The following is an 18,121-nucleotide window of genomic DNA, read 5'->3' as shown; positions in this document are numbered from 1 at the left end:
CAGATTCTTAAAAAAGTCCTGTGGGTGCTTTTTATCCTACCCGTAACGCTAGGTAGCGTGTTGGGCGGGGGGTATCTGTTCATTTTGTGGGTGGGGGCAGACCATGAGATTCGCAAGGTCGTGGATTATAAACCCGAGATCGCCTCTAGGATTGTGGATGCTAAGGGGCGTTTGGTCGCTAATATCTACAACAAAGAGTTCCGCATTTATACCCATTTTTCTGAGATTCCGCCCAAAATGGTCGAAGCTTTGCTAGCGGTCGAGGACACGCTATTTTTTGAGCACCATGGGATCAACCTAGATGCGATCATGCGTGCTTTTTTAAAAAATATCCGCAACCAAAAATACACTGAAGGAGGGAGTACGCTCACCCAACAGCTGGTTAAAAACATGCTTTTAACCCGTGAAAAAACTTTAGGCCGCAAGTTTAAAGAGGTTGTTTTTTCGCTTAAACTAGAACGCACGCTGACCAAAGAGCAAATTTTAGAACGCTACTTCAACCAAACTTTCTTTGGACATGGTTTTTATGGCATCAAAACGGCTAGCTTGGGTTATTTTAAAAAACCTCTATCCGCCCTCACGCTCAAGGAGATCTGCATGTTAGTCGCCCTGCCCCGCGCACCCTCTTTTTATGACCCCACTAGGAGGTTGGATTTTTCTCTAGCAAGGGCTAATAGCATTGTGAAGCGCATGCACGATTTGGGTTGGGTTAGCACGGAGCAAATGCAAACAGCCTTAACCCAAGTGCCCAAAGTCTATGACACCACCTTAACCCAAAATAGCGCACCCTATGTGGTCGATGAGGTGGTGCGCACTCTAAGCCCTTTGAGTGATCTCAAAACCGGAGGCTATACAATCAAACTCTATCTCAATTTGGATTACCAAAAAGCTGCCCAAGAGTCTTTGCGTAATGGTTATGAGCGCATTATTAAGAGACTCAAAGAGGAACAAGAAAATAATACCCTTAATGGTGCGATCGTGGTTACTGACACCCAAACCGGGCATATTGTGGCGATGGTGGGCGGGGTCGATCACCAAAAAAGCCCGTTTAACCGCGCCACGCAAACCAAACGGCAATTTGGGAGTGCGATCAAGCCCTTTATTTACCAAATTGCACTCAACAATGGTTTTTCAAGTGCTTCTTTGATCCCTGATGTGGCGCGTAGCTTTGATACCAGCGTGGGTAAAAAGAAATACTGGCGGCCTAAAAATGATAACCGCAAATACAGCGGGTTCATCACACTCAAAAAGGCTTTGGTGCATTCGGTCAATCTAGCCACAATTAATCTAGCCGAATACATCGGTTTTGATACAATCTATAGAGACTTGGATGCCTATGGTTTTACAGATGTCCCCAAAAATATGTCTATTGTCTTGGGGAGTTTTGGCATGTCGCCTTTGGAGGCTAGCATGCAATACTCGCTTTTTTCTAGCTATGGGAATATTTTAGAACCAACTCTCATTGAAAGTGTAACCGATGCCAATGGCAACCAAAAAATATTAAAAACCACCCCCCCTAAGTCTGTTCTCTCACCCGCCCAAGCGTTTTTGACCATTGCGATTTTAAAAGAAGTGGTGGCAAGGGGAACAGGGCGGCAAGCCCAAGTGAAGGGCATGCAGGTAGCGGGCAAAACTGGGACATCTAATAATTATGTTGATGGCTGGTTTTGTGGTTTTACCCCCAGCTTACAAGCTATTGTGTGGTATGGGCGTGATGATAATAGCAAAATTGGGTATGGCATGACTGGGGGTGTAGTGGCAGCCCCTGTCTTTGCAGATTTCATGAAACAAGCTTTAAGAATTAACCCCTCGCTCAAACGCGCCTTTAGGGTGCCTGAGGGTGTGATCGAGCAACAAATCAATGGTGAGACCTACTACACCACCCAAGGTTCTACCCCCCACCAAGAGATTCGCCAAGAGATCAACGAACCTTTAATGTTTTGATTACACCTTGAAGGTGTCGATCTCAGCACCCACAATTTCAAAGAGGTGATCGAGTGAGGCACGGGTTTTGCGGATTTTTTCAATATCTTCTAGTTTGAGGTGTGCTAGAGTGCTGATCTCCTTGATTTCATCGTTGATATTTTCGCTATCTTTTGCGCTCTCTTGGAGACTTTGGGCACTTGTATGGGCGCGATCGATCACCTCTGAGATGTTCTGTACGCTTTTGTCCATCACTTCTTGCAAGCTGATGGCCAATTCGGCGGTTTTGACCAATTCTTGGGCATTTTCACCCAAGCTATAATTGATCTCATTCACACTTTGCACCATTTCATTGATGGTGGAATTGATGGTCGTCAAGCTATTTTGGGTTTTTTCGGCTAATTTTCTGACCTCATCAGCCACCACTGCAAACCCGCGCCCATGCTCGCCCGCCCGTGCGGCTTCAATGGCAGCATTGAGGGCTAACAAATTGGTTTGGGCAGCAATGTCATCGATAATGGTTAAAACCTCTTTAATGCTATTGGTGCTCTTAGAAGTCTCTTCTAGGCGGTGGGAAAACTCCACGCTTTGCTCGGCGTTGCTTTTAAGGCGCACATTTAAGGCTTTCATTTGCCCATGCACATCTTTTAAGTATTCCTCTGTTTGGTTTAATTGTTTCTCATTTTCACCCGCATCATTGACCCGCGCCAAGACCTTAGAGATGTTCTCCTTACTACGCCCGACCGCATCCTCAACCACCACAATAGCCTGACTGGCTCGCCCATGCACGCTGTCTGTCGCCTCTTTAAGTGTAGAGGCAACCTCAACCCGTCTGGCACTAAAATCTTTAAATTGGCGCATCACGCCTTGCATGTGCTCGATAAAGACATTAATATTGCGTGTAATCTGGGCGATCTCATCCTTGGTCTGTTTGTCTTGACGGCCCCGATATTTAAGGCGTTTGGTCAAATCCCGATTACCAGTGGTGAGATCCGCACTCAAGCGTTGGAGTCTCCCTAAAGGGCGGATCAAATAATAAACCCAAGCGATCGTGATCATCAAGGTTAAAATAAAGTCAGATAGAGATATCCAGAGCATGATGCTGCGCAAGTCAAAAATGCTTTTAAAGGCAACTTCAGTGGGCACATACGCGATCATTTTCCAATTATACCTAGGCACTGTAGTGAAGACCACTAAAAATTCCTTGCCATTATTGACCTCTAAAATCACCCCTTCTTGTTGTTGCAAAATCTGCTGGGCGATGTTCTTAATGGGCGATTTATCCCCTGCGATGCTATCCCCTACAGCCAAATTACTTGAACCCAGCACATAACCTTTCTCATTGGTCAAATCCAAATCCCCCTCATCTGCAAGATGTATCTTCTTGATATAGGATTCAAAAAAATGTAAAGGAATATCTGCCCCAAAAACCCCAACAAAATGCCCATCACGCATTAAAGGCGCGCTATAGGTGATCACCAACTTATTGGTGAAGGCATCGGCATAAACTTCAGAAAGAATGGTCTTCCTTTGGGCTTTGGCTTGCTGGTACCATTCTCTGACCCTAGGATCAAAGCCCTTGGGTACACCTAGTGTGGAATACATTCTCCCATCTTCAAGACCCACAAAGGTTTGCAGAGCGTCTAAATTTTGGCTGATGTATTTGAGTACATGGTTAAGCGCGTTGAGATTGCGATCCACCCCAATGGCTGACACTTGGTCAGCACCCGCATCGAATAACTTACGGGTATCATCATTCCACGCAGCAATCCAACTCGTGTTCGCTTTGGCAATTTGCAATAAGTGTGCTTTGACATTGTGCGTAACAAGATTACGCACAAAGCTTTCCACACGCATCCCAAAAACAATAAAACCCACAGCCAAAACCAACGCCAGCACTAAACCAATTTTTTCTTTGGTGCCCACAAAATCCCCTTATGTTATATCTCCCTCCTTTTGCAAACCCTTAACAAAGAGGTAAATTATACAACAAATGCCATTTTTGGATTGTTAATATCTTGAAAAATTTGAATAATAAAATAAAATAAAGCCCAGCACCCGCCCTATTTGGGCTATTTTAATCACTTTTAGATATAATGGGGGCATTTTTTTTAGCGGGTGTCTATGCGGTGGCTTTTGCGTGGCTTTTTTAGTATTTTTTTCTTAGTTTTACCCCTTGTGGGCACTAAGATCACCCTCGATCCTTTCGGGTATTTGGGCATGATCTACAATCAAGGGTTGCAACGCTCGGCTCATAGCTATGTGGGCTTTGATGCGCGTGTGGGCACGAATTTTTCTTTTAATAATGGTTGGGCATTTGGGATTGGGGCGATTGGGGCATGGAATGTCTATAGCCGCAATAAAAAATTCCAACCCATTGTGAGCATTGGGAATGTCTTAGGGAGTGCAGAGAGCAACATGCGCCCTTATTTGAGCATGGGTGATATTTCAGATGCCTATGTCAAATACGACACCAAGCGGCTTAAATTTGCCATTGGGCGTTTTAACTCCAATTTTGTAGGCTTTGATTGGATTCAGGGCAATATTCAGGGGGCGAGCCTATTTATCCACCGCAATGATTTCCGCTATTGGGGCATTTTTATGGACTCCATGCTCTATAATGGTTATCAGGGTAATGATTTACAAGGTGCGCGAATCGCTACGGGTATCAATGCCCTTGCTTCCTATGATCCCGTTTCTAAGAAAAAATATGTGGGGGGAGAAGTGGTGGCTTTTGGCATGGGCTATGAGCACAAGGGCTTTAGTGTTGCCCCCTTTATCTTGATCGATTCAAAACTCCCTTTACCCACTAGGGGAGTCTTGTTCCAAGTGGGGGGTAAGTTCCAATACCAAGCCAGCTTGCCCAAAGGCTTTAAATCCTTTACTATTCTGCATGGAATTTACCAACATGGCGATACAGATGCGATCGTGGGCAACAATGAAGCCGGCTTGTTTATGATCGATCAGACCTTCTTATACAAAATCTTTAACTTTGGGTTGGGTTTTTACGCTGTCCCTGCCCCTAATAAAAAGGGTTATTTTTGGTCCTTTAATGACAAAACCAAGTTTTATGGGCGGGGAATCAACTCAATTGGTGTGCCCGCTATTTATTTTGCCAACGCCACCATGACAGGCTATGTCTTCGGGGGCATGAAGACTAAGAGGGTGCGCATCGATGCGATGATCGCATGGGGGGATTATCAGGAGTATTCTTTGATGACAAATTATAAAATATGGAATTATAAGGAGATGACTTTGGATGCTGGGATCGGGTATGTCTATTCCTACTCCTCTAAGGCGGTGAGCAATATTGGTAATTCTTCTTTGGTGCTCTTCACCAAGTTTTCCTACTAACCATGATCAGCATTGAAAATTTAAGCAAATTTTACGGGCATCATGTGGCTTTAAATGGCGTGCATTTGCAAATCCCTAACGCACAAACCATCGGATTATTAGGTCCCAATGGTGCGGGCAAAACCACCTTGATTAAAATCCTAACGGGCATGCTTAAAAACTACCAAGGTCAAGTGCGTATTGACAACTACCCCATTGGCATAGAGACCAAAAAGATCACCGCCTACCTGCCCGATCAAGATTGTTACCCCCAAAGCTATAAGGCTTTGCAAATGCTACAACTCTACAAGGACTTTTTTAGCGACTTTGATCACCAAAAAGCCTTAGAACTATTGGATCGCTTCCAAATCCCCTTAAAACAGCCCTTTAAAGCACTCTCTAAGGGCACAAAAGAAAAACTCCAACTCCTGCTCACCCTCTCTAGAAGGGCTAGACTCTTTATCTTTGATGAGCCCTTAGGCGGAGTTGATCCCATCGCACGGCAAGAAATCTTAGACTTGATCATCGCTGAGTGCCAAGATAACGCCACGATCTTACTCTCCACCCATTTGGTTTTAGATGTGCAAGATCACTTGGATTGGGCGATTTTTATTAAACAAGGCAAGATCATCGCCTTTGATCGTGTAGCGACTCTTAAAGGCGAATATGGAAGCTTGGAGCGTGCCTATAAGGAGTATTTGAAATGATCCAAATTTTTAAACATGACTTTTTGGAAAGTTATATCCCCATTGTGGGCATGAATATCTTTTTGGTGATCTGCTGGGTTTTTCTAGCCAACATGCAACAAGGGCATGATCCCATCATTTTTTTACTCCAAAATTTTTTGCTCTTTTTGGGGAGCTTGGTATTGGTGGTGTTTATTTTCATGGCGACCCTGCGTTCCACCCAACAAAAGCTATTTGGCAAGGAGGGCTATTTGACCTTTAGCCTACCTTTGGGAGTGGATCGTATTTTATTACCCAAAATCGCCATCAATCTTTTTTGGGTGATCCTAAGCCTCACATGCATTCCCGTTGCCTTTTGGCTCTCCTATGTTTTGCACGTACCAAATTCCAAACATGGGCTTTGGTTATCCATTGATGACAAGAAGATGTTTATCACCAGTATTTTGTTATCCTTGCTTTTTTACATACTCTTATACCTCAAGTTTTTATTAACCCTAAGCCTCCTACACACGGGCAAATTCAAACGCTTCCCCAAACTGACCGGTTTGGTGATCTTTATTGGGCTTAGTCTCGTGCTAGAAATCCCCTCTAAAATCTTGCAACACTATCTGTTGAGCCATTCCTCACATTTTGTCTTGCCCGATGGCTACATGGCTTTTTATTATAATTTTTATAGCCCCTTTAGCTCCACCACCATTAAAGCGATCTTTTTAGGCACGGAGTTTTTAAAAATCTTGGGGCTTTACTGGGCGATTCGTTGGCTGATTGTCAATAAATTAGAATTAGAATAAGAGAAAGGATTTTCCATGAAATCTCTAACCATATTGTTCTCCCTTGTTTTTGTGGGGGTTTTGCACGCCCAAAGTGGTTATTGCAGTTCAGATTGCATGGGCACGCCCGATGAGCGCCTAGCCCCTATGGAATTCCATTTTAGCCTTGTCCATTCTGTGGAACACTACCTCAAACACCCCAAATCCAGAAAACGCATGCTCCAAAGATGCCATGAGGCTTTCACTTCCACAAACAAGATCAATTACATCAGCGACTCTTTTAAGCAAGATTGCGACAACGCCAACCAAGCCCAAGAGATGGCACACTCTAAGGCACAAGGTTAGGGTTAGTCTCTTAAAAACTCTCTTTTTGCGCCCAAAGGTAGGGCGTGGGTGCATGATTTGTTAAGTGTTTTTTAAGACAAATGAGATTAGCATCTCCCCTAAAGAAGGGACAATGCTACCCCTTTTTAGGGGGGCTTTGTTTTGCCCAAACATAAAGGAATTGCATGCATACCTGTGGCAGTTTAACTATCGAGAACTTGACTATCGAGAACTTGACGATTAAGAATTTATCCATCAATGGTTTAAAAGACTTGGGCTTTAAAGTTGAGGGGGGGGGTAGATCACTACTCTAAATCTTATCCACCTGCACACCACAACCCCGCTCAAGAGTCTTCTTACAAAGCCACATCAGAATATGATCACCTTCAAAGAGAGCTCGCCAGCACCAACAAATACTCTGAAAATCTCCAAAACCAGCTAAAAAGCGTACTTGAATGGGCAGTTTCTCTATGCCCACATCTTGGCTTAACACCCCCTGACCCGCAACTAACACCCACAAAACAAATTGAAAGCCTTGTAGCGCAAAAACCCCACTCCGAACAACAAGAGGGCTTGAGCGGACTTGAAAGAGAGTTATATCGCCTCGCGTCGGATTTAGAACTAAACCTAGAGGACATGGACATGGGCAAGGATAAAAAGGACAAACTCACCCCCAAAGAGCTTGGGAAAGTGGTTATCGAAATACAAAAAGCAGTTAAAACACTGCAACAACAGGTCAAAAGGCTAGAAAAAGAGCTTGGAGATACTGAGGGTTTGAAGGCAAAATACACAAAACTAGAGACGGAGCTAGGAGAAAAGAACGCAACAATAAAGGATTTGCAGGAAAACAAAATACTGGGCTTACAGGGCGAACTGGAAGATAAAAAGCAAAAAGTAACGGACTTAGACGAGAAATTAAAAGTCGAGGAGAAAGAAGTAGAGAACTTGGGCAGGAAATTGGAGGATTTGGGGCAGGAAAAAGACCAACTAGAGCGAACGGCACTACAAAAAGAAAAAGAGCTAGGTGAGCAAATAACAAATTTAGAGACCCAAATGGCTACACTCAAAGGCTTTGAGCCTTACCAAGAGCTTTTAAAACTTGCCCAAGAACACCCTAATTTGGGGCTTGTGGCAAATACGCCCGGGGATTTGCTCAGCGAGATTTATAAAGCCCCTAAAAATCTGATGAAAAAGGTAGCCGAGAACACTCTCAAGTCCATTAAAGAGAAAACAGCGGATGCGCCAATTTGGAGTAACTATTTTGAACGTCTCTTTGCGATTTTGCAAGATTTGCTTGGTTTGCAAAGACTAGCGATTAAAGAGGGCGATGGATACAACCCCGCAAAATGCGAGATATTGGGCAAGGGCAATAAGCAGGGCAAGGTTTGTAAGGTTATCTTTCAAGGCTACCAAATAGGTGGTAGCACCGTGGCATATAGCTTAGTTGAAACGCAGTGATCGCGGGCGTTTTAGCGCGTGTGCGGGCGTTTTTATGTGCGCATTTGTGTGCAAAAGTTCCAACCCCCATTAAGAAAGGAAAAAGCATGGAAGAACAAAGAGACAAAACCAGCATTGAAGAATTAACCCTTGCTGAAAGACACCCTTTAGCCAAAAAACTACGGGATTTAGAGAAAAAGGGCAATGAGAAAGCCAAAGAGATTTTAGCCGATGTCCAAAGGAAATTAGATGGTTTTGAGGGCAAGATTGCAACTCTCCCTGCCAAAGACCAAGAGCGTTTGTTGGCAGTGGCTAGACGCGTGCGTTATCTCAAGCCCGATGATTCTTGTGTGCGATCCCCGCAATTTTTGGAATACCTGCAGGAATTATCTGTTTTGGTTTCTAGCAACCAAAAGCCCTTTATTCCGGCACGCTGGATTAGAGAGTTTGAAGCATTGTTGCAAGATAGCCAATTACATATTAAAATGGAGGATTTACGCCCTTGGTTGCTCAAGATTGACCATGTAGCCATTGGCATTGAACCCTATGTGCAAACCCTGCTAGATGATCTTAACGAGGGGCATTGGGACCTCTACCCTAGGGAAGATGGGTTCAAGGGTAAGAAGTTGTGTTTTAAATTTGATGCGCGTTTGAATGTCAGAACCCCTAAGGGAGATATTAAACCCGGAGAGGTCGCCATTGACTTTGGCACTAAACACACCATTGCAGCTTACTTAGAAGATGGCAACCCCACCTTGCTCTCCATTGGCGCAGAACAAAATCTAGGGAATTTGGGTGATCGGGAGTTTGAAAACCCCACCATTATCGAGTTTAGACACCACCAAAAGTTTTTAGAGGACTATGGTGCACTTGAACACCGCCCCTTTACAGAACTTGCCGATCTGGGGGTTTCCCACGGGGCTTTTGAAGAGTTTAAAAAGGCCAAGGGGAATGACTATTACCGCTTTTTTTACAAACTCAAGCAATGGGCAGGCGCGGCAGATCACAATATCCGTTTCAACGATGAACAAGGGTATGAAGTGAGCTTGAAGGGTTTTATGGATTGTGATTTTAATAATCCGGTGGAATTTTACGCCTATCTGTTAGGACGCTACATCAACAACATGAATAGGGGGGTGTATTTAAAATACTTCCTCTCTTACCCGGTCAAGTACGAGGAGGAACAGGCATTAAAAATCCGCGAGAGTTTTGAAAAGGGTTTGAGAAAATCTCTTCCTGCTGGCTTGGATGAAAATCAATTGCAGGTGCGTTTGACCCTGAGCGAACCGGCTGCCTATGCGATCAGCGCGTTGCAAGAATTTGGGTTTTATGACAAAGTGGATCAAAAGGGCATTTACTATGGGATTTTTGACTTTGGGGGCGGGACAACCGATTTTGATTTTGGGATTTTTAAAGAGAGCGGTGATCCCAACCATGAATTTGATCTCCACCCCTTTACAACCCATGATGGTATGCGTTGGCTAGGGGGCGAGAATTTATTAGAACTTCTAGCCTATGAACTCTACATTCAAGAGGATCACCTAGAGCAGATGCGCGGACACAAAATCCCCTTTGTAGCCCCCAATTACGACCCGGCGCGTTTCAACATTGCCCCCTTAGGCGATCTCATCACTCTAGCTCCCCGTGAGGGTAGGCGCAATTTACAAGATTTGGTAAGCCTGTTGCGTCCCTTTGTAGAAAACTTGAGTGCGGAAGATTTGCAAAAAGAGGATCAAGAGCTACAAGAACAAGAAACGAGCAAAATAGAACCAGTCATCACTTTAAAAGATGCGCTTGGTGAGGATAGGGACATTAACCTAGCCATCAACTATCCCCATCTGCTTGCCATTCTAAGAAGAGAGATTGAGGATGGGGTGGAAAACTTCTTCACAAGCTTGCGACTCTTGGATGAGAAACTAGAGGGCATGACAAAATTGCACATTTTCTTAGGGGGGAATGCGAGCCGCTCCCCCTTGCTCAAATCTATTTTCTTAGAGCACATTGAAAAGGTAAAAGAAAAGTACCAAGCCTATAAAAACACCCAACTTAGCAAACGCGGGGAAGAGATGCCGGATATGGATTTTGAACTCTGGCCCCCTCTGGGTACGCCTGAGGCAGATGAAATCATCAAAAAAGAAAACCCCATGCACCCCATACATGGTGGAGCGATCCATTCTTCACACCGCGTAACCTGTAAAACGGGGGTGGTCTTTGGGCTTTTGGAGGGGCGTGAGCGCAACAAAGGGGGTATTCGGATTGTGCGGGAGGAAACAGCCCCTGTCTTTAAATACCACATCGGCTTTGAACGCAGAAGGCGTTTTGAGCCCAAATTGCACCGCGATCGAATCAAGATCGGGGAGTGGGTGGAGTTGGATCATTTGGGCTCTTATCAAGAGGTGGAATTCCGCTACACGGATAAGGCGAGTGCCTTTGCTGAGGGGAGAAATCTCCCAGCCAGCCAAACAACAAGATGTGTAGTGAGTTTGGATCGCCCCTACCCAGACCATGTGCTTAAAATTTGCGCTCAGGATATGAGCACGCTTAAAATCGGCGTTTTCAACAATAAGGGCGAATTGGTTTGGGCAGAGAAAATCATCCGCCTAGATGCCAATAAAGCGACTCATCTCAATTAATAAAGGAGTGGCATGCGTTATACCTATGTTTTTGTGCTGACTAGTAATTGCGTGTGCGTACTCCAACATAAAGATGGAGAAGTTAGAGCATCCAATTTAGCCAACAAGGCACGCTTTGAGGACATCTCTGAGAGTTTTTGGGAGGACTTCCAGCGGGTCTTTAACATCGATCCCAAAGGGCATAAAGACTATGCCTTTGTGTGGCTCAATAAAGCCCACAAGCATAGTATCGTGCTAAATACCCCTGATTTTAAAGATCGCTTAGAGGATAGCATTTGGAATCATGCACGCATGGCAGATGTGCGTGACGTCCTTGAGAGGGATTGTTCCATGCGTTTTAATTTTGAGGATTTTGCAGGCTGTCAGTTATATCCTCTGCCCTCTGCAACCCTCTTATTCACCAATGCCAATTTGGAACACCCACAGGAAACATCCTTTGAGGATGAAAGACCCTCAACGGGTTTTTATGGTTATAGCAAGGATAGCCTCAAACCCCATCAAGAAGCTATCTATGGAGAAAAAACCCAAAAGCGTACACCTGTAGAGCGCACCCTCTCTACTAAAGCCTCCCTTAAGGGGGATGACAAACCTAGTGTAGATGAGGAGAATGTGTAAAGTGGTGTGGTTGGGCGGGATTTAAGAAAATTTAAAACAAGGAGTTTTGATGTCAGTAGCACGAGCCGATTCAGATGAAATTGAGGGTTTTGCCAATCATTTACAGCAATTCTTAGACGATCTCAACGACATGGTCAATAGTCTTAATGGGCATTTTCGCTCTTTAGGAGATACTTGGGGCGATAAAAAATATTTGGAGTTTGAGGAAGTCTTGCGGGATTTAGAGTCGTTTCTAAAACGCTTTGATACCGATGCGACCGAGCAAGTCGCATGGCTTAGACGCAAGGTTGAGGAACTTAGGACTTATGGAGGCATCTGATGCCTGTTAATGTCGATACGGAGCAACTACGCCAAGTCATTACGCAGTTGCGCCTTTTTAGAGATGCGTTGCAACAAAGAACACGCGACTTTTTGCAAGAATTGCAGGAGTATTACGAAGCGATCTGTGAGGAGTACCGCAACACCAAGAAGTTTCTAGAAGAGGCTAGAGTGGGGCTAGCGGATGCTAGAAAAACTGAAGAGTATCGCGAATATTTGCTTATGCTTGCATGGCTAACCCCGGAACCTTGGACTATGGTAGCTGTAGCCACAGCCACAGCTGCCCTGACCATAGCCACTAATAAACGCAAACAATGGGAAGAAAAGGTCGCTCTGCTTGAGCAGGCTTTAGAGATTTACAGCGAGCAGATTAAACGCATTGAGAGTCAGCTCTTAGAGGAAGCCTACCAACAAAGCAAGGGCTTATTGCTGGACTATGATGAGGAACATAACCAACTCTGCCGGCGTTCCAATGAGGCGGCTAGCATTATCGAGCAAGCATACAACATTCCCCCACCACAATTCCAAAAATTACAAGAATTATCCGCACAACTAGAAGCTTTGCAAGAACAGCTCAGACCCAATGCCAGAGAGCAACAAATCCAAGAGGCAAACACCAAATACCAAGAGCTCTTAGAGGGACAAAAAGAGGACTTTAACACAAACCCCCAAAATGATTTTGACATCCCCTTCAGTGAGTTTAATTTGCCTATTTTTCCGGGAGTGTTTTCCACCACCATAGACTTAGAACATTTAAATGAGGAAAAATCTATGTTACACTTCCGCGCGATCAAGGCTTTGCAAAAAGCCCTAGAAGAACGCACCTCTTTGCAAAATCTGTTTGATGATGAAGAAAAAGCGCAGATTAACAAGGGCATCACCCCTAAGGGTTATCTCTGGCATTTTGATGGCAACCCACCACTAGGCACCATGCAACTTGTGCGTGAAGAAATTTTACTCAAAGTCCCCACAGCAAAGGTTATCCCCTATGGCAACAAATGGCAACACAACTCAAGGTTTAAGTTGGGATTTTGCGATCCCTTTACAAGAGGAGGGATTGCAAGCCGCACAAGATTTTAGCAAGCAAGAATTTAGCCCCACATTCATTGACTTTTTAAGGCGTAACAACAATGCGATTCCCCCTAAACGCAGTTTCTCCATTGGCAATAAAAACTATAGCTTTAAAAATGTGCTGGACTTCAACACAGAGGGTAAATGCCTCTTTGTGTTTTTCATGGAGAGTCTCAAAGAGCATTTGGGGCAGAGTGAAATTGTCTTTGGGAGCGATGGGTATGGGGGTTATTATCTCTTGGATACCAGCAACCAACAGGTCTTATTCCTAGACACAGACACCTACACCAAAACGCCCTTATTGGCTTGGGACATGTTTATGAAAAAATTAGAGGGCTAAGGACACGCATGCATTATGATGGGAGCACACAGACTTTACAAGGGCTAGAGGAGCAATTTTTAGAGGCGATGGATGACGATTTGGGGGCCAAGTTAAGTGTAGAGGTCTTTTACCCCATGTGTAGTCTCACCAACCGCTTAGAAAACCTAGAATACGAGATCAACAACACTAAGCAGATGATTGAAAACCGCTTAGATGAGGCTAGAGGTTTGATCAAACAAGCCCAAAATATCAACCCTTAGGAGAACGCATGGATCGTAGCTTAAAAAATTTAGATGATATTCTCAAAAGTGTGCGTTTTGAGAATGCGCCCGCATCTTTGATTCAAGAAAGCTTAGACAATATGCAATCACAAATCAAGCAGGTGTGCGCGATTCAACCCCAATTGGTGGGGAGTTGCATGTTAATCACAGCAAAGAATATCCGGATTTTCTAGCCCTAGGACTCTATGAAGTGCGTGATGGGCATACCCCTGAGAGTTTTGAGCCCTTTTATGCCCCTAAAACCTATACTTTTCCTCCACCCGCTCTCTTTGGAAATAGCCCAAATACGCCTAGATTTATGCGCGAGGCATTGATGCGCCTGATCTCAACAATCCCCCTCACGCATTTAGAAGTGGTCTTGGTAGATGCGCTCAGTCTTGGGGGTATTTTTGCGCTGGCTAGAAGATTGCTTAAAAAAGACAATGACTTTATCTACAAGCAGAAGATTCTCACAGAGAGCGATGAGATCAACGAGGCTTTAAAGAGTCTTTATAATTACTTGAAAGTGAATTTACAAGAAAAACTAGCCAACTACAGAGATTTTATGCACTTTAACCGCAATAACCCGGATATTTTAGAAGTGCGTGCGTTATTTTTAAGTGGGGTGGATGCGCTGGATGGGGAGAGCTTGTATTATTTGCAAAAAATTGTGCGCTTTGGACCGGCTAATGGGGTGTTGAGCTTTATTCATAGTGAGAGTGAGGGCGAGGCTTCTGCTGGACTTAAAGCCTTAATGGGATATTTAGAAAATTATGGGCAAGACTTTGAAGCTGTGGCTGACTTAGAGCATGTCGATTTAAATGTGGTGCATGATTTTAGCGTGTCTCAAGAGCATTTAAACGCTTTTGCGCACGAAGTGGAACAATATTATAGCGAACGCAAGCAAGTTAAGCGCGAAATTGATACCTTGCAAAGACCTAAGGAGTTTTGGAGCAAGCAAAGCACCTTTATTGTGAGCGTGCCCATTGGTTGGAATAGCGATCACAAAGAAGTTTTATTTGAGATTGGGGGGGATCAAACCCAGCACCACACTTTAGTATGTGGGCGTAGTGGGAGCGGAAAATCCAACTTTTTAAATGTGTTGATCCAAAATCTAGCCTTTTACTACTCCCCAGATGAATTACGCTTATTCTTGCTAGATTATAAAGAGGGCGTAGAATTTAATGCCTATGCCAACCCGACCTTAGAACATGCTGAATTGGTGAGTGTGCAGGCTTCTGTATCCTTTGGGATCGAGTTTCTAGCATCGCTCAATAATGAGATGGTTGCGCGATCGGAGAAATTTAAGGAGTGTGGAGTCAAAGACTTTAAGGGCTACCGCCACAATGCCAAGCAATCTATGTCCAGAATAGTGGTGGTGATTGATGAGTTTCAAGAACTCTTTTTGAACATGAAAGAGGGCGATTCTGTATCGGACTTGTTGAGCAGGTTGCTCAAAAAAGGGCGTAGTTATGGGATTCACTTCATCTTTTCTACCCAAACCATGCGTGGAACTAATATCCCACAGAGCATGAAAGCCCAGATTGGCAATCGTGTGGCTTTGGCAATGGATGCAGAGGATAGCATGTCAGTTTAAGAGATGATATGGCTTGCCACCTTAAGGGCAACCCAGAGGGCATTTACAACAACAATGGCGGACATCCTATTTGCCATGTATCTATGACTATCCCCTATGCAACTAATGAGAAACTCCCTGCCCTTATTCAAGAAACCATCAAAGCCGCCCAAGAGAGAGGCACAAAGCCTGTAGAGCACGAGCTTTACAATGGCGAACTCCCAGTTACGATGCCTACAAGTTTGCAAGTGCAGGGTGCGGCTTTACAGCTAGGCGTGGATGCGGGTTATAAGGGGAAAGACTTTATTTTGCGCTTTGAGGATGCCCCACAATCCCATTTGCTCATGGTGAGCCATGATCTAGCCACCCAAATTGCTTGGCTTCAGATTATTGGCAAAAATTTACAAGTAACTGGCAAACAACTTTACTACTACAACGCTAGCAAACAGATCGCTAGCCATGCCTCTGTGTTGCAACCCTTTGGGATTGTAGTTACCCACACCAACGCCCAGCTTTTTGCGGAGAATCTAGCACCGGGTAGCTTTATTCTCATCGACTCTTTAGATGAGGCAACAGATTTACATCGTAGCAGGGGCGGTTCTCTAGGTATGTGGCAGGCATTTTTAGAGAAGTCCATGGATAATGAACAGCACTTCATTGTCTTTGCCAGCAATCTTAAAAATGTTATGGGTAATCATGATCTCAAGCCTATGTTAGATCATTTCCGCTACCGCATTGTCTTTAAGAGCAACAAAGAGAATTTAGAAAAAGCTAGTCCTAGGGAGACCAAAGCTGAACTAAGCCCTATAAACGCGCGTTTTATAGATAAGACAGCCGATCAATGGAGGGATTTTAGACCCTATAGTCTCGATCAAAAATCCTAGCACCTCCATAGGTTGAAACCCTAAGGGTCAGGGTTTTAAGCACGGGTGCTTACAGTACGCAAACTCCCTTGAGAATAAGGCACGGGGTTTTTGAGCTCTAAACGGCACTGGACTAGGCATTTTAGCAAGCTTTTTACCAAGCTCTTATCATGGGCAACCCCTAGAATTTTGACCCGCACTCCGCTGACCTCTTGTAGGCTGATAGGTCTTTCATGCACGCCTTTATTGCGTTTAAAGGTAAAATCTTGCAAGACTTGTGGGAGCTCTCCTAAGCCAAAATCAGCCACAAAGGGGGGTAATTTGGAGCGTAAATTTTGGATTTGAGAGAGGGTTAAAATTTTACTATGGGCATGTAGACTGGGCTTTTGACCCTTTTTGCCAAACAAACCACTTAGAAGATACGATCGGTTCATCGATTCATAACGCAACTCTAGGATCGTCGGATCGACATGGCTTAAAAACGCCACGATGTCTTTTGTAAGAAGATATATCTCTTGCTCTAGGATTTTAGAATAACGCACCATCACCGCACTAAAATCATAAAGTGGGTCTTGCCTGTTGTCTTGGTATTCCATTTCAGCATAGATGATATTATCTAGGCTCAAATGGTGGAGTTTGTAGGCATGTTCGCCAAAACTCAAATTGATCAAATGCTCTTTGATGGTTAAAAAACGCTTGCTTTTAAAGACATAGTGATAAAACTTCTGCGGACTTTCAAAATAATTCCGCTCCTCCTTCATCTCGATACGCAAGGGGTAATCGTAGTCATTGCCATAGATTCGAAAAGTGTGGTTGCCATAATCGGGAGTGATAAAATTGGACAAGTGGCAATCGCGAATGGTGGCAAAATCATTGCGCTCTATTTCTTGTATATCTGTGATCATAAACCACGCCTCCACATCATATTTCCCATCTTTGTAATACTTTGGGGCTTTGCTTTGACCCAAGTTGTGTTGCACCGCCTCCACCTTGGCCACAAATAAGTTGGCAAAATCAGTTAAAAAAAGTTGTAAAAAATTGTCCGGGTTGGTGGTTTGATAAATACGCTCCAAACTCTCAGGGAATTTGTGTTCTTTGTCTTTAGTTTTAGGGCGGATTTTGCCAAAGGCGACTTTGCCCTCCTTTTTGAGAGTCTCCAAGTGCGCTTCAATCACATCAGTTTTATAAAAGGGGTTGTAAAGAACAAGTAAATTTTGCATCACCAAACCCCTTTAAAAAGGCGATCAAACACACTGGGTGGCCCCTTTGCATCTCTTTGTTGCACTTAGGGCAGGTGTTGCCTATTTGGGCCAAATCTGCCCCACTCAGGCAATCGCTCTTAAAGGACACCACCTTAGAATACCCACAAGAACAGATGAATTTAACCGGTTTGGGGGCTATAGGCATCAAAACTCCTTGACATCTTGCATGATTATAACGAGAATGGCAATCAAACCCTTTGAAGGGGTTTTTAAACTATTCCTTGATGGTGTAGGCGATGGGGATTCGCAAACGCACCCGTTGTTTGGGGGTGGGGAAAGACCTAGATGCCTCTTTAACCGCATTCAAGGCAGCATGGTTGAGAATATCAGAACCTGAGCTTTTGGAAATCTTAATGTCTGTGGTGGTGCCATCGGTGTTTAAAATAAATTCCACCAACACCTCTCCCTCAATTCCGCGCATCATAGCCATTCTAGGGTATTTATTTTTAGCTGAGATTGCCATCTGAATCTTCATCAAAAACTCATTACTCACGCCTTGGTTGTAGGCTAGCTGGTTAGCTTGTGCGCCTTCAGTGGTTTTATTGGATTCTTCTTGTCTTTTATTCTCTTTAGGCTCTTGCTTGGGTTTAACTTGCTTGTGTGCGCTCTCTTGCTGGCTCTCCTCCTTGGGTTTAGGCTCGGGTTTGGGTGTTGGTTCGGGTTTGGGCTCAGGTTTAGGTTCCGGTTTAGGCTCGGGTTTGGGTGTTGGTTCGGGTTTGGGCTCGTAG

19 protein-coding genes are annotated in these 18,121 nt (G+C 44.3%); 15 read left to right on the top strand and 4 right to left on the bottom strand.

Annotation, left to right across the window (positions count from 1 at the left end; all coding sequences use genetic code 11):
* The first annotated feature begins 3 nt into the window (after positions 1-3).
* Complete coding sequence (locus EAO36_RS04810) at positions 4-1,944, top strand: transglycosylase domain-containing protein (protein WP_120948062.1); 1,941 nt, start codon at positions 4-6, stop codon at positions 1,942-1,944.
* Here EAO36_RS04810 and EAO36_RS04805 read toward each other — a convergent pair whose 3' ends face one another.
* Entirely contained in the window at positions 1,945-3,849 is a 1,905-nt protein-coding gene (locus tag EAO36_RS04805; protein ID WP_120955776.1) for a methyl-accepting chemotaxis protein, read from the bottom strand.
* A 198-nt stretch (positions 3,850-4,047) separates the two neighbouring features.
* Between EAO36_RS04805 and EAO36_RS04800 the strand changes: the two genes are divergently transcribed.
* The 14 genes from EAO36_RS04800 (at position 4,048) to EAO36_RS08715 (ending at position 16,152) form a co-directional block, all read left to right on the top strand.
* Positions 4,048-5,277, top strand: a complete 1,230-nt coding sequence (locus EAO36_RS04800; protein ID WP_120948027.1) for a hypothetical protein — start codon at positions 4,048-4,050, stop codon at positions 5,275-5,277.
* 2 nt (positions 5,278-5,279) lie between these two features.
* Positions 5,280-5,963 (top strand): ABC transporter ATP-binding protein, encoded by a 684-nt coding sequence (locus EAO36_RS04795; RefSeq protein WP_120948028.1) that lies wholly within the window; start codon positions 5,280-5,282, stop codon positions 5,961-5,963.
* Entirely contained in the window at positions 5,960-6,733 is a 774-nt protein-coding gene (locus tag EAO36_RS04790; protein WP_120948029.1) for a hypothetical protein, read from the top strand. Before EAO36_RS04795 ends, EAO36_RS04790 begins: the two co-directional genes overlap by 4 nt.
* 15 nt (positions 6,734-6,748) lie before the next feature.
* Positions 6,749-7,057, top strand: coding sequence for an EexN family lipoprotein (locus EAO36_RS04785; protein WP_120948030.1), 309 nt, complete (start codon positions 6,749-6,751; stop codon positions 7,055-7,057).
* Positions 7,058-7,321: 264 nt separating this feature from the next.
* Complete coding sequence (locus EAO36_RS04780; protein WP_120955775.1) at positions 7,322-8,494, top strand: hypothetical protein; 1,173 nt, start codon at positions 7,322-7,324, stop codon at positions 8,492-8,494.
* Between the two features lie 86 nt (positions 8,495-8,580).
* The gene (locus EAO36_RS04775; RefSeq protein WP_120955774.1) at positions 8,581-11,106 is read left to right on the top strand and encodes an acetate and sugar kinases/Hsc70/actin family protein; all 2,526 of its coding nucleotides are present in this window, start codon (positions 8,581-8,583) and stop codon (positions 11,104-11,106) included.
* A gap of 12 nt (positions 11,107-11,118) precedes the next feature.
* Positions 11,119-11,721 (top strand): hypothetical protein, encoded by a 603-nt coding sequence (locus tag EAO36_RS04770; RefSeq protein ID WP_120948034.1) that lies wholly within the window; start codon positions 11,119-11,121, stop codon positions 11,719-11,721.
* Between the two features lie 49 nt (positions 11,722-11,770).
* Positions 11,771-12,040: a WXG100 family type VII secretion target gene (locus EAO36_RS04765; protein WP_120948035.1), complete on the top strand. Its 270-nt coding sequence runs from the start codon at positions 11,771-11,773 to the stop codon at positions 12,038-12,040.
* Positions 12,040-13,119 (top strand): HNH endonuclease, encoded by a 1,080-nt coding sequence (locus EAO36_RS04760; RefSeq protein WP_235852376.1) that lies wholly within the window; start codon positions 12,040-12,042, stop codon positions 13,117-13,119. Before EAO36_RS04765 ends, EAO36_RS04760 begins: the two co-directional genes overlap by 1 nt.
* A complete protein-coding gene (locus EAO36_RS04755; protein WP_120955773.1) occupies positions 13,028-13,450 on the top strand; it encodes an SMI1/KNR4 family protein in 423 nt (140 codons plus the stop codon). Before EAO36_RS04760 ends, EAO36_RS04755 begins: the two co-directional genes overlap by 92 nt.
* Positions 13,451-13,458: 8 nt before the next feature.
* Positions 13,459-13,692, top strand: a complete 234-nt coding sequence (locus EAO36_RS04750) for a hypothetical protein (RefSeq protein WP_120948038.1) — start codon at positions 13,459-13,461, stop codon at positions 13,690-13,692.
* 8 nt (positions 13,693-13,700) lie between these two features.
* Positions 13,701-13,886, top strand: coding sequence for a hypothetical protein (locus tag EAO36_RS08725; RefSeq protein ID WP_235852374.1), 186 nt, complete (start codon positions 13,701-13,703; stop codon positions 13,884-13,886).
* Complete coding sequence (locus EAO36_RS08720; RefSeq protein WP_235852373.1) at positions 13,847-15,289, top strand: FtsK/SpoIIIE domain-containing protein; 1,443 nt, start codon at positions 13,847-13,849, stop codon at positions 15,287-15,289. The genes EAO36_RS08725 and EAO36_RS08720 overlap by 40 nt, the downstream gene beginning before the upstream one ends.
* 8 nt (positions 15,290-15,297) lie before the next feature.
* Positions 15,298-16,152: a hypothetical protein gene (locus EAO36_RS08715; RefSeq protein WP_235852372.1), complete on the top strand. Its 855-nt coding sequence runs from the start codon at positions 15,298-15,300 to the stop codon at positions 16,150-16,152.
* Between the two features lie 35 nt (positions 16,153-16,187).
* On the opposite strand, the gene EAO36_RS04740 is transcribed toward EAO36_RS08715, so the two are convergent.
* From EAO36_RS04740 to EAO36_RS04730, 3 genes are all read right to left on the bottom strand, one after another.
* Positions 16,188-17,351: an HP0729 family protein gene (locus EAO36_RS04740; protein WP_120948039.1), complete on the bottom strand. Its 1,164-nt coding sequence runs from the start codon at positions 17,349-17,351 to the stop codon at positions 16,188-16,190.
* Positions 17,314-17,538, bottom strand: coding sequence for a hypothetical protein (locus EAO36_RS04735; protein WP_235852371.1), 225 nt, complete (start codon positions 17,536-17,538; stop codon positions 17,314-17,316). The genes EAO36_RS04740 and EAO36_RS04735 overlap by 38 nt, the downstream gene beginning before the upstream one ends.
* A gap of 69 nt (positions 17,539-17,607) precedes the next feature.
* Positions 17,608-18,121 (bottom strand): energy transducer TonB (locus EAO36_RS04730; RefSeq protein WP_162983265.1); only part of this gene is annotated, 514 nt, incomplete at its 5' end.

The sequence above is a fragment of the Helicobacter mehlei genome (assembly GCF_003660265.1).
In the GTDB taxonomy this organism is placed as follows: Bacteria; Campylobacterota; Campylobacteria; order Campylobacterales; family Helicobacteraceae; genus Helicobacter; species Helicobacter mehlei.
This window is presented reverse-complemented; position numbering and strand designations above follow the sequence as displayed.